Source organism: Fibrobacter sp. UBA3629 (assembly GCF_002374005.1).
In the GTDB taxonomy this organism is placed as follows: Bacteria; Fibrobacterota; Fibrobacteria; order Fibrobacterales; family Fibrobacteraceae; genus Fibrobacter.
The window spans coordinates 54,022-69,822 of the sequence record NZ_DFLC01000035.1 but is presented as its reverse complement, the minus strand read 5'-3'; the positions used below and the strand labels follow the sequence as shown (position 1 = coordinate 69,822).

Annotated in this window: 12 protein-coding genes and 2 tRNA genes; 6 read left to right on the top strand and 8 right to left on the bottom strand. The window is 54.2% G+C overall.

The window, feature by feature from the left end:
* Positions 1 to 6 precede the first annotated feature (6 nt).
* Positions 7 to 81: transfer RNA gene (locus B2310_RS10720), tRNA-Val, on the top strand.
* Between the two features lie 23 nt (positions 82 to 104).
* A tRNA-Asp gene (locus B2310_RS10715) sits at positions 105 to 180 on the top strand.
* A 71-nt stretch (positions 181 to 251) separates the two neighbouring features.
* Here B2310_RS10715 and B2310_RS10710 read toward each other — a convergent pair.
* The 5 genes from B2310_RS10710 to B2310_RS10690 all read right to left on the bottom strand — a co-directional run bounded on the left by B2310_RS10710 (position 252) and on the right by B2310_RS10690 (position 7,721).
* Positions 252 to 518 carry a hypothetical protein gene (locus B2310_RS10710; RefSeq protein WP_290731363.1) on the bottom strand — a complete coding sequence of 89 codons (267 nt, stop codon included), beginning with the start codon at positions 516 to 518 and terminating at the stop codon, positions 252 to 254.
* 45 nt (positions 519 to 563) lie between these two features.
* A complete protein-coding gene (locus tag B2310_RS10705; RefSeq protein ID WP_290731360.1) occupies positions 564 to 1,475 on the bottom strand; it encodes a DMT family transporter in 912 nt (303 codons plus the stop codon).
* Position 1,476: 1 nt separating this feature from the next.
* Positions 1,477 to 5,031, bottom strand: a complete 3,555-nt coding sequence (gene smc / locus B2310_RS10700; protein WP_290731357.1) for a chromosome segregation protein SMC — start codon at positions 5,029 to 5,031, stop codon at positions 1,477 to 1,479.
* An 84-nt stretch (positions 5,032 to 5,115) separates the two neighbouring features.
* Positions 5,116 to 7,167 carry an FISUMP domain-containing protein gene (locus B2310_RS10695; RefSeq protein ID WP_290731354.1) on the bottom strand — a complete coding sequence of 684 codons (2,052 nt, stop codon included), beginning with the start codon at positions 7,165 to 7,167 and terminating at the stop codon, positions 5,116 to 5,118.
* Positions 7,168 to 7,211: 44 nt separating this feature from the next.
* Positions 7,212 to 7,721, bottom strand: coding sequence for a hypothetical protein (locus B2310_RS10690; RefSeq protein WP_290731351.1), 510 nt, complete (start codon positions 7,719 to 7,721; stop codon positions 7,212 to 7,214).
* 83 nt (positions 7,722 to 7,804) lie between these two features.
* Between B2310_RS10690 and B2310_RS10685 the strand changes: the two genes are divergently transcribed.
* Positions 7,805 to 8,362, top strand: coding sequence for a methylated-DNA--[protein]-cysteine S-methyltransferase (locus tag B2310_RS10685; RefSeq protein ID WP_173380738.1), 558 nt, complete (start codon positions 7,805 to 7,807; stop codon positions 8,360 to 8,362).
* Between the two features lie 83 nt (positions 8,363 to 8,445).
* On the opposite strand, the gene B2310_RS10680 is transcribed toward B2310_RS10685, so the two are convergent.
* Positions 8,446 to 9,180: an IMP cyclohydrolase gene (locus tag B2310_RS10680; RefSeq protein ID WP_290731348.1), complete on the bottom strand. Its 735-nt coding sequence runs from the start codon at positions 9,178 to 9,180 to the stop codon at positions 8,446 to 8,448.
* 80 nt (positions 9,181 to 9,260) lie between these two features.
* Between B2310_RS10680 and B2310_RS10675 the strand changes: the two genes are divergently transcribed.
* The 3 genes from B2310_RS10675 to pheT all read left to right on the top strand — a co-directional run bounded on the left by B2310_RS10675 (position 9,261) and on the right by pheT (position 13,263).
* The gene (locus B2310_RS10675) at positions 9,261 to 9,719 is read left to right on the top strand and encodes an RrF2 family transcriptional regulator (RefSeq protein WP_173380736.1); all 459 of its coding nucleotides are present in this window, start codon (positions 9,261 to 9,263) and stop codon (positions 9,717 to 9,719) included.
* A 71-nt stretch (positions 9,720 to 9,790) separates the two neighbouring features.
* Complete coding sequence (locus B2310_RS10670) at positions 9,791 to 10,720, top strand: LysR family transcriptional regulator (RefSeq protein ID WP_290726720.1); 930 nt, start codon at positions 9,791 to 9,793, stop codon at positions 10,718 to 10,720.
* Positions 10,721 to 10,827: 107 nt separating this feature from the next.
* Positions 10,828 to 13,263, top strand: a complete 2,436-nt coding sequence (gene pheT / locus B2310_RS10665; protein WP_290731345.1) for a phenylalanine--tRNA ligase subunit beta — start codon at positions 10,828 to 10,830, stop codon at positions 13,261 to 13,263.
* Between the two features lie 53 nt (positions 13,264 to 13,316).
* On the opposite strand, the gene B2310_RS10660 is transcribed toward pheT, so the two are convergent.
* Both B2310_RS10660 and B2310_RS10655 read right to left on the bottom strand, forming a co-directional pair.
* A complete protein-coding gene (locus B2310_RS10660; RefSeq protein ID WP_290731343.1) occupies positions 13,317 to 14,156 on the bottom strand; it encodes a fibrobacter succinogenes major paralogous domain-containing protein in 840 nt (279 codons plus the stop codon).
* Between the two features lie 73 nt (positions 14,157 to 14,229).
* Positions 14,230 to 15,636, bottom strand: a complete 1,407-nt coding sequence (locus B2310_RS10655; RefSeq protein ID WP_290731340.1) for an FISUMP domain-containing protein — start codon at positions 15,634 to 15,636, stop codon at positions 14,230 to 14,232.
* Between the last annotated feature and the right edge of the window lie 165 nt (positions 15,637 to 15,801).

Genomic DNA, 15,801 nt, shown 5'->3' with positions numbered 1-15,801 from the left:
AATTTCGGGCGATTAGCTCAGTTGGTTCAGAGCGTCTGCCTTACAAGCAGAATGTCAGCGGTTCGAATCCGTTATCGCCCACTACCGAAAATCGGAAACGATTTGGGGTGGTAGCTCAATTTTGGTTAGAGCACCGGCCTGTCACGCCGGAGGTTGCGAGTTCAAGCCTCGTCTATCCCGCGAAAAACGTCTCTCAATAGAGAGGCGTTTTCGTTTTTATACTTTTTTACCCGATTGAGGCCAAGCCTAGATTACAGCACATATAGTGCGAGAAACGCAGTCAGCGCAGCAAACAGCAGGAACACCGGCAAGAGAATCAAGAAGCAGAGTGCGGCGACCTTCAGGTCGTAAAAAAACATCTTCCACCATCCACGACGCGTCCTGCAAATTTCCTCGCGACACTCGGGGCAGATGTTCCCTACCCTGTTGCGCACGCGGATAGCCATGTTGCTCTGCAAGGGGGACATTCCCACCTTGTCATTGAATTCCTTATTGCATTTTGAACAGGTTGTCTGCATGTTCGGGAATATAGTAAAAAGTGGTCGCGAAATTAATTACAGACGCTATTTTCGCTTGATGGCTATAAGCACGGTAGACACAAGAATCAAGGCGATGCCAGCCATGATGCGCGTCGTCAGCGTTTCGGCAAACACAGTCACGCCAATCGTCACGGCGGTCACGGGTTCCAAAGCGCCAAGAATTGCCGTGGGCGTGGAGCCGATGATTTTAACGGCCTTGACCATGAAGATAAGCGAAAGCACCGTCGGCACGAGGCCAAGCATAAAGCCCCAGCCCCACGAACTTGCCTGCGTAAAAAGCGGCGGGAGGCCAGAACCGAGCGTTACCGAATAAAGCAACAAGAAGAGAAGGCAGAAACAGATGGCGTAAAACGTCATCTTCACCGCCCCCATCTGCAGGTTGATGCGGTTTGCCATCACCATGTAAATCGCATACGAGAGCGAAGACGCAAAAACGAGTGCAAGCCCCACCGAGCTAAGCGCGGTACCGTCACTGCCGCGATACAGGAGCGCCACGCCAGCCATAGAGACCGCAATCGAAACGATGGTCCAGGTCTTGATTTTCTCTTTGAAGAACACCGCCATGAGCACCGAGACTTCTAGCGGATAAAGGAACAATAGCGTTGAAGCAAGCCCCGCATCCATGTACTTGAACGAAGCATAATATGTAAGCGAACTCACTGCAAAGAGGAATCCGAACGCGACAAGAGCACGGAACTCGCGAAACGAGATTTTAAAATGCGAACCCTTCGCGAGAATAACCACAAAAAGGAGAATCGCCGCCGTGAAAAATCGGTAAAAGAGGACCGTCTCCGGCGAGTAATTCTGTGCGTATAAATGCAAAGCACCCAGTGGGTTCGTGCCATAGCAAATGGCAGAAAGAGCGGCGAAGACGAAACCTTTGAAAGCGAAGATCCCCGCCTTCGCGGGGATGACTGTATGAGGTGTACGGGGCATACTAAATCGCGAACTTAGTTGCGTCGGCGAGCTGAACGCTGGCGATGCGGGAAATACCCTTGATTTCCTGGGTCACACCGTAGAGCATGTCGGCTTCGGCCATGGTACGCTTGTTATGCGTCACCACGATGAACAAGGTCTGCTTGCTGAATTCGCGGAGCAGCGCCATGAAGCGACCGACGTTAGCGTCATCAAGCGGGCCGTCGACTTCGTCCAGCACGCAGTACGGCGAAGGCTTTTCCATGTAAATTGCGAACAACAGCGCTGTTGCAGTAAGAGCGTGTTCACCGCCGGAAAGCGCCTTGATACCACGCATTTTCTTGCCGGTCGGGCGGACGTTGATTTCGATATCGGCATCGAGAATGTCCATCGGCTTGCCGTTCTCGTCGAGCTTTTCCACGAGGCTCATCTTGGTTTCGCCGTTCAGGAACAGCTTGCTGAACACGAACTGGAAATTCTTCTGGATGCGTTCGAACGTCTCGAGGTAGCGCGTGCGGGCGATATCGTCGAGTTTGGTGATGGTGCGGTCGAGCGAGGCGCGGGCACGGTCGAGGTCGTCAAACTGCTTCTCGACTTCTTCCAGGCGCTTCTTCTCGTCTTCGTAGTCTTCCATCACGTTCACATTGATGGGGCCCAGGTCCTTGATTTTGCCTCGAAGTTCACGGATTTCGCGATCGGCCTCAGGCTGGCTATACTCCACACGTTCGACGCCTTCGGGATTAGCCAGGTCAACGGAATATTCGTTGGTGATGCGTTCCGAAAGCCTCTCGACGTTCGCCTGCAAGGCTTCCTGTCGGCGGCCCACATCGTTCAAGTCCTTCATCTTCTCGATCATGTCGTCGCGGAGGCGGTTCACCTCGGAACGCCATTCTTCGAGATCTCCCGATACGAGTTCGTACTTTTCACGGGCCAGGTCGCGCTGGCTTTCGAGTTCGCGGAGCGCCGAATCCTTCGTCTGAAGCTGGTCGGCAAAGCCTTCGATATCGGACTTGAATTTTTCCGAAGCTTCGTTGTTCTTCGCGATTTCGTCATTACGGGACTGGATGACGTTTCCAAGGAATTCAATCTGGTCGGCGATATTGCCGAGGCGGCTCGTATTCTGCGCAAGTTTCGCATTCTTGTCGAGGGCGCTCCGTTCGAGGTCGCGGACTTCCTCATCCTTTTCGCGGAACATCGTCTCCTGTTCCTGGAGTTCATCGTTCACACGGGAATATTCAGTTTCTGCACGCTCGGCGGCAACTTCGGCTGCCGACAGTTCGGCATCCGATTCCCGCGTCGCCTGGGCCTCGTCGATACGACGAGTGGCCTGCTCGCGGGCCTGCTCCAGCTGTGCGATGCGCAGCTCGCAGGTCGCCGCCGTATTCTTCTGGATAGAGATGGCGGCATCGCCTCCGAGAAGCGAATTCTGCATTTCGCGGATATCGTCGTTGAGCGAGACAAGGAGTTGCTGTTCCTCGTCCAAGGTCTCCTGCAGACGAGCAACTTCGTCCTGCTTTTGTCCAAGTTCATCCAAGGCCCCGGCGAGCGCCTTCTCGGCCTCGGCAATCTCGTTCTTGCGGCTGAGCGAGCCGGACGTGGGGGCACCCGTCGAGACAAGACCCGCCGTGCGGATGCTCGCCTCGGGAGCGACAAAGCAAAGGTCCTCACTGCCGTACTTGAGCGAAAGATTCAGGGCAGCATCAAAAGATTCGACCAGGATGTAGCGGGAAAGGACTCCATCGAGCCATGCGCGGGTCGTATCATCCGTCTTGACAAAATTCGAGACGGGACCGACAACGCCCTCCCCTTCCACCGTGCCGGCATAAGGCGGACGCGGATTGGAAACGAGAGCCATGAGAGCCTGGCCCACGTTCTGTTCGCGCAGTGCTTCGACAAGGGATTTTGCGGCAGCCGAATTTTCGACCACGACGGAATCAAGCATGTCGCCAAGGGCACTTTCGACACGGGACGCATATTCGGGAGGCGCATCCAGGCGCTCCGAAAGGAGCCCACGCGCAAGATTGGCCTTGTTTTCGGCAATCCAGCGGTTCGCATCGGACGCATCCTGCGACACGCTCTGGAGCACGTCGATCCGAGACTGGAGCCTCGCCTCGTCGTTCTTGAGTTCGGCGATACGGGCCTGCAAACCTTGCAGGTCGGCCTTGAGCGACTCGATGCGTTCTTCTCGCACGGAGCGCTGTTCTTCGAGAGACGTTATAGCCGAACGGGATTCGTCCATGCCCTGCTGGATATCGCGGGCAGCCGACTCGGCTTCGGATTTCTTTGCATATAAACTTTCGAGTTCGGCGTTGTAGCCTTCGACGTTCGAACGCAGCATATCGGTTTCGGCATCCGCGCGTTCAAAACGGCCGCGCAGCGCGTTCACGGCATTTGCCGTCTGCAGGCGCTCGTTGGAAAGTTCCCTGGAGCGCATGCGCAAGTCATCGAGGCGGTCGCGCATCACCTGGAGCGCTTCGCGTTCGCGTTCCAGGAGGGAATTCATCTCGTCCATCTCGCTGTCGTTTCCGAGCACCGCGTTTTCTTCTTCCAGGCGTTCACGTTCGCGGATGAGTTCATCGACCTTCGAGTTGCTGCGGGTAATTTCTTCCTGCGCCTTCTCGTTCGCGGCCTCCATGGCCGAAATGGAATCGCGCAAGCGCACAATGTCGTTGTTCAGGTTATTGAGTTCGATGGTCGCCGCCTGGACCTGTCGTTCCAGTTCGCGGTAGGCGTTCTCGTCTTCGCTGATATCGAGCTTCTTTTCCTCGATTTTCGTCTGGAGTTCGGTCGCCTTCGTCTTGGATGACTCGACCTCGTGCTCCATGCGGCGGGCCGACGTATTCAGGGTCTCGAGACCTTCCTTAAAATCTTCGAATTTGTCGAGGCTAACCGAGAGGTCCAGTTCGCGAAGGCGCTTGTTGAGTTTCTTGTATTCCTCGACCTTTTCCGCCTGGGTCTCGTACTGGCGTACGGAACGGCGGGTAGAGCGCAGGTTGTCTTCCACGCGCTCCATGTCCATCTGCACGCGTTCGAGCTGGCGCACGGCCTCCTTCCTCTGCTGGCGGTACTTGCTCACGCCCGCAGCCTCTTCGAACAGCACGCGGCGGTCGTCCGCCTTATCGCTAAGCACCGACTTGATCATGTCGGCGTTCATCTGCGAATAGGTACTCGAACCGAGACCGGAGTCGAATAGCAGCGCATGGACATCGCGCAGGCGGCATTCCTGGTTGTTGATGAGGTATTCGCCCGACCCGTCGCGGTGGACGCGGCGAGTGACGATTACTTCGGAATATTCCGAAGCGAGGGTACCGTCGCTGTTGTCGATGACGATGGAGACCTCGGCAAGGCTCATCGCGGCACGTTCCTCGGTACCGCTGAAAATCACGTCCTGCATCTTGCTCATGCGCAAGAGGGCAGCCTTCTGTTCGCCCAGAACCCAACGGATGGCGTCGGTAATGTTAGACTTGCCGCAACCGTTCGGACCAACCACGGCGGTAAGTCCCTTCGTCGGGAAGTTAATTTCCGTCCTCTGGGCAAAGGACTTGAATCCAAAAATCTTTAGCTTTGTAATCTGCACTTCAAGCTGAAAGATAGTTAAAAAACAGTTTTTGGGGCAATTATGCTCCTAGAATGGCGCTTCTTATCCCCTCCTTGGGCTCCGTCAGTTTTTAACGCAGCGGACAGTATAAAACGGATCATATCCGGCGTCATCCATGACCGCTATGGTCCCGTTTCCCGATGCGCTTTTTCCTACATCCATCAGATACCAATTTTCATTCGGGGTCGACACGTCGTAAACCCACAGATTGGTATAGTTTCCCTTTCCCTTAAATCCGACAGAGCCAGTTTGGCGTTGATACACACCGGCTCCCACAAAGGACATGCCCGTAGAATTGTTGCCTCTACGGTCTGTAGCCCACCCATAGGACGAATTCAGACTACTAGCCTGATTCCCGTTCAAGTTCGCCAGTTGTTCCGCCTCGCTTTTCGAAGGGATATGCCACCCGCTGGGGCAGATGCCCTGAACATTGCCAGACATCGAGGGGCACGTTCCGTTATAACAAGTGCAACGACTGTCGTTCAGCGCGGCCTCCCTGCTGTACAGGCGCCCAAAGGCTTCGCATTCGCTCGGGTCATCATCATAGCAGCGGTTGTTCCCCTCCAGGATGGGGAGTTTCGAAGAATCCGCAAAGTTCAGGTTTTCCGCCATCCAGGTACGCCCCGCTATATTCAACGTCCTGTACGTCTGTCCATCGCGCGAGTCCGTCATTTCGCCATAGCTTACCGCCGAATTGAAAAGCACGGTCTTATCAAACGAACTCGAAGATTCTTCGCTCGAGGAACTTTCGACGCTCGACGAACTCCCGCTACTTGATGATTTTGTACTGCCCGAAGAAGCGGGTTCGGCACCCGCACCCTTCACGCAACGCACCGAAATGTACACCGTCTCTTTCGAATTTTCCGTCAAATACATCTTGTCCTCGACACCCGAAAATACCAGATAGTTTTGGACAACTCCGGTGGAATAATACCAGAGCGCAGCAAACCTGCCCTGATTTACATAGTTCTTGTCGGCCCTGACTCCGGAGCCCACCAGAGAAAAACCTGATTCATTCGCACCGACTTCCCTATCAACCCATCCGTCCACTGACCGCAAGGTCTTCCTGTTGCCCAAAGTGAAGTCCATCAAATCGTCGACTTCTTCTGACGGAATATGCCACCCGTCTGGACACACGCCCCTATTCAAGCCATCATATAAGCTACACGACTTTCCATAACCGCAAGTGGTGCTGTTCATGGCTGCGGCGCGGTCATACAGCCTTCCATATAGGGCACAGTTGGCGGCGATTCCGCCGTAACAGTAGGAATAGTTCTTCGGGAGCGGCCAGTCGCTGTTTCCTGCAAAGTTCAGGTTTTCCGCCATCCATGTAGTACCATTTATTTCGACGGTCTTGTACACCTGCCCATCGCGACTATCCTTCAGAGATCCGTAGGTGACATCCGAGTTGAAGAAGTTATCCTTGGACGCAGAAGAAACCACAGAACTGCTAGATGACTTCACGCTACTCGACGAAGACACGCTCGAAGATGACACTCTTGAAGAAGAAGACAAGGCTACTTTCAACGTATCATCCGAAACGCAGCGAACCGAGACGAAAATATTGCTCGAATAACCGGAATGTATAATAACATCATTATCCGACGGCCCGCGGAAAATCAGGTATCTCATATTCGACCCTTTTAAATAGGCCCAAACGTATCCTGTCTTTCCGGGGCTTTCAAATCTATCATCCCCGAAATCAAGACACCCCGATGCCGGCATCGAAAAGCCCGAGGTATTAACCCCTTCTTTATAAGAGGACCAACCCTTTGCAGACCGGACGTCACCAAGTTCATCGCCAAAAGCGTTTACTAGAGCCAAGGCCTCGGCGTTAGATGGAATGTGCCATCCCTTGGGGCATACACCGCGAACCAAGGTATCCCCTATATCGCAGGAGACTCCAAACATGCAGGAGACATTGTCCATGGCAGCTTCACGTGAATACAATCGGCCCAGCAAGGCGCAGTTGTCATCATCGAAATTAAGGCATGCCGAACGTTCGAGCACAAGCGGATAATCGTCGTTGCCTGCAAAATTGAGGTTTTCAGCCATCCAGACCCTGTTTCCAACGATTACGGTCCTATAGACCTGGCCGTCGCGTTCATCCAACATTGTTCCGTATTCGACGTCCGGGTTGAGCAGCTCGTCCTTGGTGGTCAGGGTAAAGGGATAGACGCCAGGCCGATATGGTCTTCACTAAAAGTCCAGGTGGTATCAAAATAATAACTGGAAGAGCTGTAGCGAGAACTGCTGGAGTAGCTAGAGGAACTGTACAGCGAACTGCTGGATGAATACCGGCTCGACGAGAAACCGTCGCTATCGGAAGATTCTTCCTCGCTGTTGGACGATTCGGCTCGGACAAATTCATGACCCTTCGCCGTAAGAGTGTCCGACTCGCCCGCCCACAGGTAGACGGAATCCCGTTCGTCGAAAATACACTCGTAGCGGTCCTTGTCGCGTCCGACAACCGCATCGCGGCCTTCGCGCATCTCGTTGCAAGGGTATTCCGCAAATTCGTTTGTTTTTACAAACGCGTAGTCATAGCCGCGGTTTTTGGCGACCGGAGAGAAACTCTCGTCGTCACCGCATCCGGCAATAAGTGCTGCAGAAGCCAGGCTCGCCACCAAAAGCGCCTGGATACCGCGCCGAGCACATCTTTTTTCCATAATTCCTCCTATTTTCCCACGACACCACCTGTCATAAATATAAAAAAACGCAGCTACACCTCCAAATTGTGTATATTTCAGGCATGGGAAAAGCGCAAAAAAACATCCAGACCATCCAGCACCGCAACATGTGGGGCGAATGGACCTTCACGTTCGAAGGGAACACCCTCTGCGGGCTGCGCTTTTCGGGCTCGGGCGAATCGTCGATTGTCCCGAGTTCGGTCAAGGCCTGCGCCTACGCGACAGCCGATACCGACATCCCGCTGAAGCGTTCCACCGCGAAAGCCTACAACAATGTTGTCAAGGAACTGAACCAATACCTCGCCGGGAAGATTACCGAATTCACCGTCCCCATCGCAATCCACGGCACCGAATTTCAAGTAAGCGTCCTCGAGGCCACCCGCAAGATTCCCTACGGCAAGACGTGGACGTACAAGCAGGTCGCCGAAGCCATCGGGCACCCGAACGCAGAACGCGCCGTCGGGAACACGCTGCACAACAACCCGCTCCAGGTCATCATCCCCTGCCACCGCGTAGTGACGAGCAAGGGAAAAATCGGCGGTTATGCGCTCGGCACCGATTTGAAAAGGCGCCTCCTGTGCATGGAAGGCGCCATTCAGAACGAACTCGAACTGGAATAAGACTTACTTGTGGGCTCGCTTCGCGAGCCACAGTGCTGCGGTTCGGTCATGAGCAAGCGAGCTTGCTCACGACACTCACCTTGCTATTTGTTCTTATTCACGATAAGCGTTTTCGCCTTGAAGGTCTTCTTGTCAATCCACTTGACCATCAAGGAAACCTTGTTGTCCTTGTTCAGGGCGGCCCAGTATTTTTTGAGCGTATCTTCGGCGTTGTCGAAAATCGGCATCAGTTTCGGGAAACCGTTGAAGCTAGGAATCGGGCTACCGTCGGTTTCGTAGGTGCTGATAAAGTGGCCAAGACCGGGCAATGCCTTCTCGTATTCAAACGTCATGCGTTCGCAACCGGCTTCTTCGCTGTTGCCCCTGCTCTTGAGGATGGAGAGCTTGTACACGGCGGGGCTTGCGTTCTTGTAGTGGATGCCCGAGATGCGCGGCGTGAAGTTCGGGGCGTCGTCTTCGTACTGGCGCGTGCGGAGGGCGCTTTCGAAGGTGCCGCCGAGCTTGATAGCATCGTAAATTGTGTCGGTCTGGTCGCCGTTCGTGATAATCTGCACGTCGGCCGTGTGGCGTGCCGGGTAGTAGATAATCAGGTGCGGGTCCGTGAGCTTGGATTCGTCGAAGGCCTTCGTCTTCATGAAGCCGGTCTTGGGTTCAATTTCGAACACGCGGTTACGGCTATTGACGCTACGGCCCATGATCCAGTACACCTGCACGTAGGACTTACCATCGGCGCTTTCGCCGAGGATAATTCCGCGTCCGGGATAGGGGTTGTTGGAGAGGGCCTTGAAATTCTGTTTTGCTTCGTCTGTGTATTTCATGGTGCAAAATTTAGCAAAAAAGGGGATTTCGAACAGGCCTCCACCATCGGTTCGGTTCTAGAAGTTCTATTTTTCAAAGCATGAGGATTTCGACCAAAGGACGCTACGCACTCCGCGTGATGATAGACCTGGCCCGTAATGGCAAGGATACATACACCAAGCTACAGGAACTTTCTGCACGAGAGCAAATTTCGGAAAAATACCTCGAAGGCATACTCGGGACGCTTGTGCGCGGGAAACTCCTCGAAGGCGCCCGTGGCAAAGGCGGTGGATACCGATTGAAGGTGGATCCCAGAGAATGCAGCGTCTGGCGCATCCTTTCGCTCATGGAGAATTCCGTTGCGCCTGTTTCTTGCCTCGACACCAAGATAAACCTCTGCCCTCGCGCCAAGACATGCGTCACCCTCCCGGTCTGGACGGAGCTCGATACAATGATCCGCGACTACCTGGACGGCGTAAAGCTCGACCAGTTCACTCGCAACACGCCCAATTCCGAAGGCAAGATTCCCGAAGACAAGAACTGGAACTGCGGATTATAGGGAAAATTTATAATTACCCCTTTCCATCGTTCGAAAATTTTCTATATTTCCTATCAAATTAGTAGGAATTTATGACTTTACAACAGCTCCGTTACGCCATCGCCATCGCAGAAACAGGCTCCTTCAACAAGGCCGCCGAAAAACTCTATATCTCGCAGCCGTCACTCACTGCCGCCATCCGCGACCTGGAAGACGAACTGAATATCCTCATATTCAACCGCACGAGCCGCGGTGTCAAGCTCACGAGCGAGGGCGAGGACTTCATCTCGTATGCGCGGGAACTCTACCACCATTATGAAACCGTGCTCGAGAAGTACGGCAAGATTGGCAAGCGCAAGAAGAAGTTCGGCGTGTCTACGCAGCATTACTCCTTCGCTGTCAAGAGCTTTGTCGAGACTGTTAAGTTGTTTGATACCGAGAAATACGAGTTCGCCATCCGCGAAACGCGCACCAAGGAAGTCATCGAGGACGTGGCCTCGTTCAAAAGCGATATCGGAATCCTCTACCTGAGCGATTTCAACCGCAAGATCATTACGAACCTGCTGAACGCCCGCGACCTCGCGTTCCACAAGCTTATCGACTGCAAGGCGTATGTTTACCTGTGGAAGGGCCACCCGCTTGCAAAAAACAAGTTCATTACGCTTGATGAACTTGCGGAATATCCGTGCCTCTCCTTCGAGCAGGGCGACAACAGCTCGTTCTACTTTGCCGAAGAAATTTTAAGTACAAACGAATACAAGCGCACTATCAAGGCAAACGACCGCGCCACCATGCTCAACCTGATGATTGGCCTCAACGGCTACACGCTCTGCTCCGGAATCATCTGCGAAGAACTGAACGGCTCAGACTACCTAGCCGTCCCGTTCAAGGACAAGAGCGAGGAAGCCCACCGTGTCATGGAAATCGGCTACATTGCAAAGCGCAACATGCTGCTCGGGCTTGTGGGCGAGCGCTACGTCGAGGAACTGCAGAAATACCTCTCAAACTGCGCCTCCGTTTAAGATATTTTCTCCTTTTCTTTTCCATTTTTTCTACATTTTCCCGCGAAAATTTAAGCAGGCACGGGGGTTGCGCTCGTCGCAAGTTCCATGCTATAAAGGATTGAAAGATGAAAGTTTCTTTGAATTGGCTCAGACGTCACGTTGATCTTCCGGAATCTGCGGAAGAAGTTGCAAAGGCCCTCACCTCCATCGGCCTCGAAGTCGAAGGCATGGAAGAACCGGGCAAGGTCTACGAGAAGCTCGTGGTGGCGAAGGTGCTCACCTGCGAACCCCACCCGGACAGCGACCACCTGCACATCACTACCGTGAACGACGGCAAAGAAACGCTCCAGGTCGTGTGCGGTGCCCCGAATGTGGCCGCGGGCCAGACCGTGGTGCTCGCCCCCATTGGCGCAGAACTCCCTCTCCCCGACGGCGGCACCCTCAAGATGAAGAAGTCCAAGATCCGCGGTGTGGAAAGTTTCGGCATGATTTGCGCCGAAGACGAAATCGGCCTCAGCGACGACCACGCGGGCATCATGGTTCTCGATGACAGCATTCCGGCAGGTACCCCGTTCGTGAGCCTCGGCCTCTACGATGTTTGCTTCGAACTGAACGTGACCCCGAACCGCCCGGACGCTTTGAGCCACCGCGGTGTGGCCCGCGAACTGGCCGCGAAGTTCAACCGCCCGCTCAAGCCGCTCGCCTACACCTTGAACGAGGACGCCGAACCGGCAAGTTCCGCCATCAGCCTCGAAGTGGTTCCCGGTTGCGGCTGCTCCCGCTACGTGGGCCGCGTCATCAAGGACGTGAAGGTCGAAAAGTCCCCGTCCTGGCTCGCGAAACTCCTGCATGCCGTGGGCATGAACAGCATCAACAACGTCGTCGACATCACGAACTTCATCTTGATGGACGTTGGTCAGCCGCTCCACAGCTTTGACATGGACCAGCTGCACGGCAACAAGATCAAGGTCCGCCGTGCTACCAAGGGCGAAAAGATTGAAACGATTGACCACACCGCTCACGAACTCGTCGAAAACGACCTCGTGATTTGCGACGGCGACCGTCCGGCCTGCGTTGCCGGCGTGATGGGCGGCGTCGAATCCGAAATCGTCGATGCCACCAAGAACGTGTTCCTCGAGAGCGCCTGGTTCAACCCGACGGTGGTCCGCAAGCAGGCCAAGCGCCTCTGCATCTCGACCGATTCCAGCTACCGCTTCGAACGCGAAATCGACTTCGCCACGCAGGACGAATACAGCAAGTACGCCTGCGCCCTCATCCAGGAAGTCGCGGGTGGCCGTATTCTCAAGGGCACTGTCGAATACACCGGCAACGACCACAAGAAAGAGAACAACGTGGTCACGCTCCGCATCGCGCAGGCCGAACGCGTTATCGGCATGAAGCTCGAGATGGCCCAGGTGGAAAAGTTCCTCACGGGCATCGCGCTCGAAGTCGTCTCCAAGACGGCAGATTCCATCACGTTCAAGATTCCGAGCTTCCGCCCCGACCTGGAACGCGAAGTGGACCTCATCGAAGAAGTCGCCCGCCTCGTCGGGTTCGACAACATCCCGTACACGCTGCCCTCCTTCAAGATGCAGCCCAACGAACTTCCGCCGATTGAAGTTTTGAACCGCAAGATTCGCAAGACCCTCTCCGCAATGGGCCTGCATGAATGCCTGAGCCTGCGCTTCACGAGCAAGGCCCGCACCGAGACCCTGTTCGGCCCCGAAAGCGACGACCGCCGCTCCAAGCCCGCACTGCTCCTGAACCCGCTTTCCGAAGAACTGGGCGCCGTTCCCACGAGCCTCCTCCCCAACCTCCTCAAGAGCGTTGCCGAGAACGAGAAGAACCGTCCGGGTTCCGTGCGCCTGTTCGAAGTGGCCAAGGGCCAGTTCAAGCGCGACCGCAAGGACGTGCGCGACCCGGGCTTCGACGAATCGAACCTCGTCGCCCTCACGATTGCAGGCAACTTCGATACAAACCCGCTCAACGACAAGCCCGCCCAGATTGACTTTGCCTCCTTCAAGGGATTCGTGCAGAGCTTCCTCAAGCGCGTTGGCCTCGTGGTGGAATTCCGCGTGCCCGCCAAGCCTGAAATTTTCCTGCACCCGGGCAAGCAGACCGAAATCCTCGCCGACGGCGTGGTGCTCGGCACCATGGGCGAACTCCACCCCTCCGTGATGGCCGCTAACGACATCAGCTACACCACCTACGTGATGGAACTCGACATGGACAAGATGGAACACGCCACCCACAAGAAAATCGTGTTCGAAGCCTTCAGCCGCCAGGTGCCGTCTAGCCGCGACATCTCGCTCGAAGTGGCGAAGTCCATGACCCACGAGGACATCGTCGCCCGCATCAAGGGGCTCAACCCCAAGAACCTCGCGAAGATTACCCTCAAGAGCATCTACGAAGGTGACAAGATCGAAGCCGGCAAGAAGAACATGGTCTACAGCCTCACCTACCAGGCCATGGACCGCACGCTCACCGACGACGAAGTCAACAAGGCCCACAACAAACTGCGTGACAAGCTCGTCGCGAACGGCGACATCGTGCTCCGCTAAACCGCGCCTATATAAAGATTAAAACCGCTGAGGCATCCTCGGCGGTTTTCTTTTTAGTCCTTGACGCAACGGACTGATTGCCAAGGCGCACCATAGGCGTTGGTCATACGTGCATAGTCAAAGCCGTAGCTCAGCTCCACATTGTACGCATATTTGTAATCGTCCGGATTAGAAGTCCAAAAGGACGCAGCTCCACCCTCTTTTGTGTAATCTCCACTGGAATACCTGAAACCTGCCGGTAAAGCACAAAACCCGTAGGCATCAGTGCCACTATCGAGTGCATAACTGAATAAATCTTCGGTTAGCCAATCGGTCTCGGACCTGAGTTTCTTGCACACCCCATCCCATATCCATTCGCGTTCAGAATTTCTACTTCCACCCACAGCCGTGAAAAGGGCAGCCCATTCCGTGGTATCCGGCAAATGCCAACCTTGCGGGCATATTCCTTGTACCGGATATATTGGCGAACAAGGAGGATTACTCCCACATCCCACGCCATTCGTAGACCACGTTCCCGCACTATCCATTGCAATACTCCACGAGTACAAGCGACCATACTTGGCGCAGGAGTCCGCAGAGTTTGTATAGCAAAAACTGGAGTCTGTTACGAAATTGAGGTTCTCGGCCATCCATTCCTGGTCACCGATTTTTACGGTCTTGTAAACCTGACCATCGCGTTCGTCCTTCACCGTGCCGTACTCGCAATTATCCACATTTCCCATCTTGCAGGGTTTCACGGGAGCATCGAAATCCTCTGTGCTGCCGTTCGAATTCGGCGTGGCACTGGATGAAGACATTCTCCCATCGGGACGGGTCGCAAAGTCGCTGTCGTCGTCACCGCAAGCAACAAGAATCGCGGCACAAGCCAACAGAACACCAAAATATCGTTTCATAATTCCTCCTATGCTTTTCTCGTAAAAATAATTTTTTTGACAGATTCTTTCAGCAAATTCCGCTAGCCTGTGATTAATCCTTCACGCAACGGATCGGAATGGCGAACTTGTACTTTTCGTTGATTCCCAGGTTCGTCGACCCGGTAGCAGCTTTCCCATCGTACATAATAAACATCCAGGCATATTCTTCGGCATAGTCAAGCGACCAGAAATAGCCCTCCTCGCCAACTTTTTTGAATTCATCCGTATCGAAAAGGTAATAGCCGCCCGGCAGCAGCGAAAAACCGTAAGCATCGATACCATATTCCCAAAGGTAAGCGCTTCTGAGCGTAATGGAACCATAAGGCCACTCATCGTCCGACCCAACGACAGCTACATGAGGCGTTCCCGTTGCCGCCACATCTTCAAGGATATGTATTTCCGAAGATGACGGCAAATGCCAACCGTCCATGCAAAGCCCCTGGATATGGGTCAAGTCACGGCAGTCAGTCCCGTTGCCGCATTCCCGCGGATTTTCGGGATCGTTCGCCAGGGCGACCGAGTCGATGGCCGCGCCCCACGTATAGAGCCTACCATACTTTATACAGCTATCCGGTTCATTGTCGTAGCACCAGTTCTTCCCGAGCAGGCTCGGAGTCAAATCGCTATCCGCATAGCCCAGGTTTTCCGCCATCCAGACAAGGGAATCGATGGCTATCGTCTTATACACCTGCCCGTCGCGTTCGTCCACGACCTCGCCATAAGAAAGTTCAGGGTTCAGGTAGCGCCACGAGAACTTTCCGTCGAGGCGCCCGTTACCCATTTCGTTGAGGGAAAGTCCCAGGGCATCCGCACAACGGCTCTTCAGCTCCGTAGCCGTACTGTCCATAAACTCTTCCGCCGTTTTGTTCGGCATGATTTCCTGGGTACAGATCAAGTGGAGTTCATTGCATGCAAGCCCGAGCTGATCCTCGACCGATCCCTTTGCATTTTCACAGCGTTCCACGAAGGAAAGGGAATCCGCCTTGCAACCGGCTACCGGATTGTCCATATCATAGGTCTTGTCAAGACGGTCTACGACAATAGCCATCATGGAATCGCGCCGCAAAAGCTGCGTAAAGAGTTCCCTGGCAGAATCAAGGTCCACCACAAGCCGGACGCCGTTTTCATCTTCATAGACATTCACGGTGCAGACGGCAGAGTCGGCCCCCATATCGGTATAGTTAAAGTATGGCTTCGGAGCTCTCAAGAAAACAATATTGTACCACGAAACGGACGAATCCCCTTCGAGCACGACCTTTTCCGAATCGGCGGATTGTTCCGGCTCCCAGGTTTTCAGGAGTTTGAGATAAGCGACGGTATCCTTGATAATCTGGGCATTCTCTTCTTCGGTCGTGCCATGCGCAAGAAACTTGTCGTTTTCGGAACAGGCCGAGACGACAGACAACAAGGCAAAAAACGGGGAAAGCCACAGGAGAAATACAGGAACGAACTTGCGCATATATGAACAAATATAAAAAAGGTTGCCTACTGCACAAATTATCACTCTTTGACAAAAATTTTTGCTATATTAGGGGCAAAGGGCGGACCGGAGCCGCGAGTCCGGGCATTTTCCGCAAGAAATATCGCGAAATTTCTTAAAATTGGCGAAAAAAGGCATTTTTTT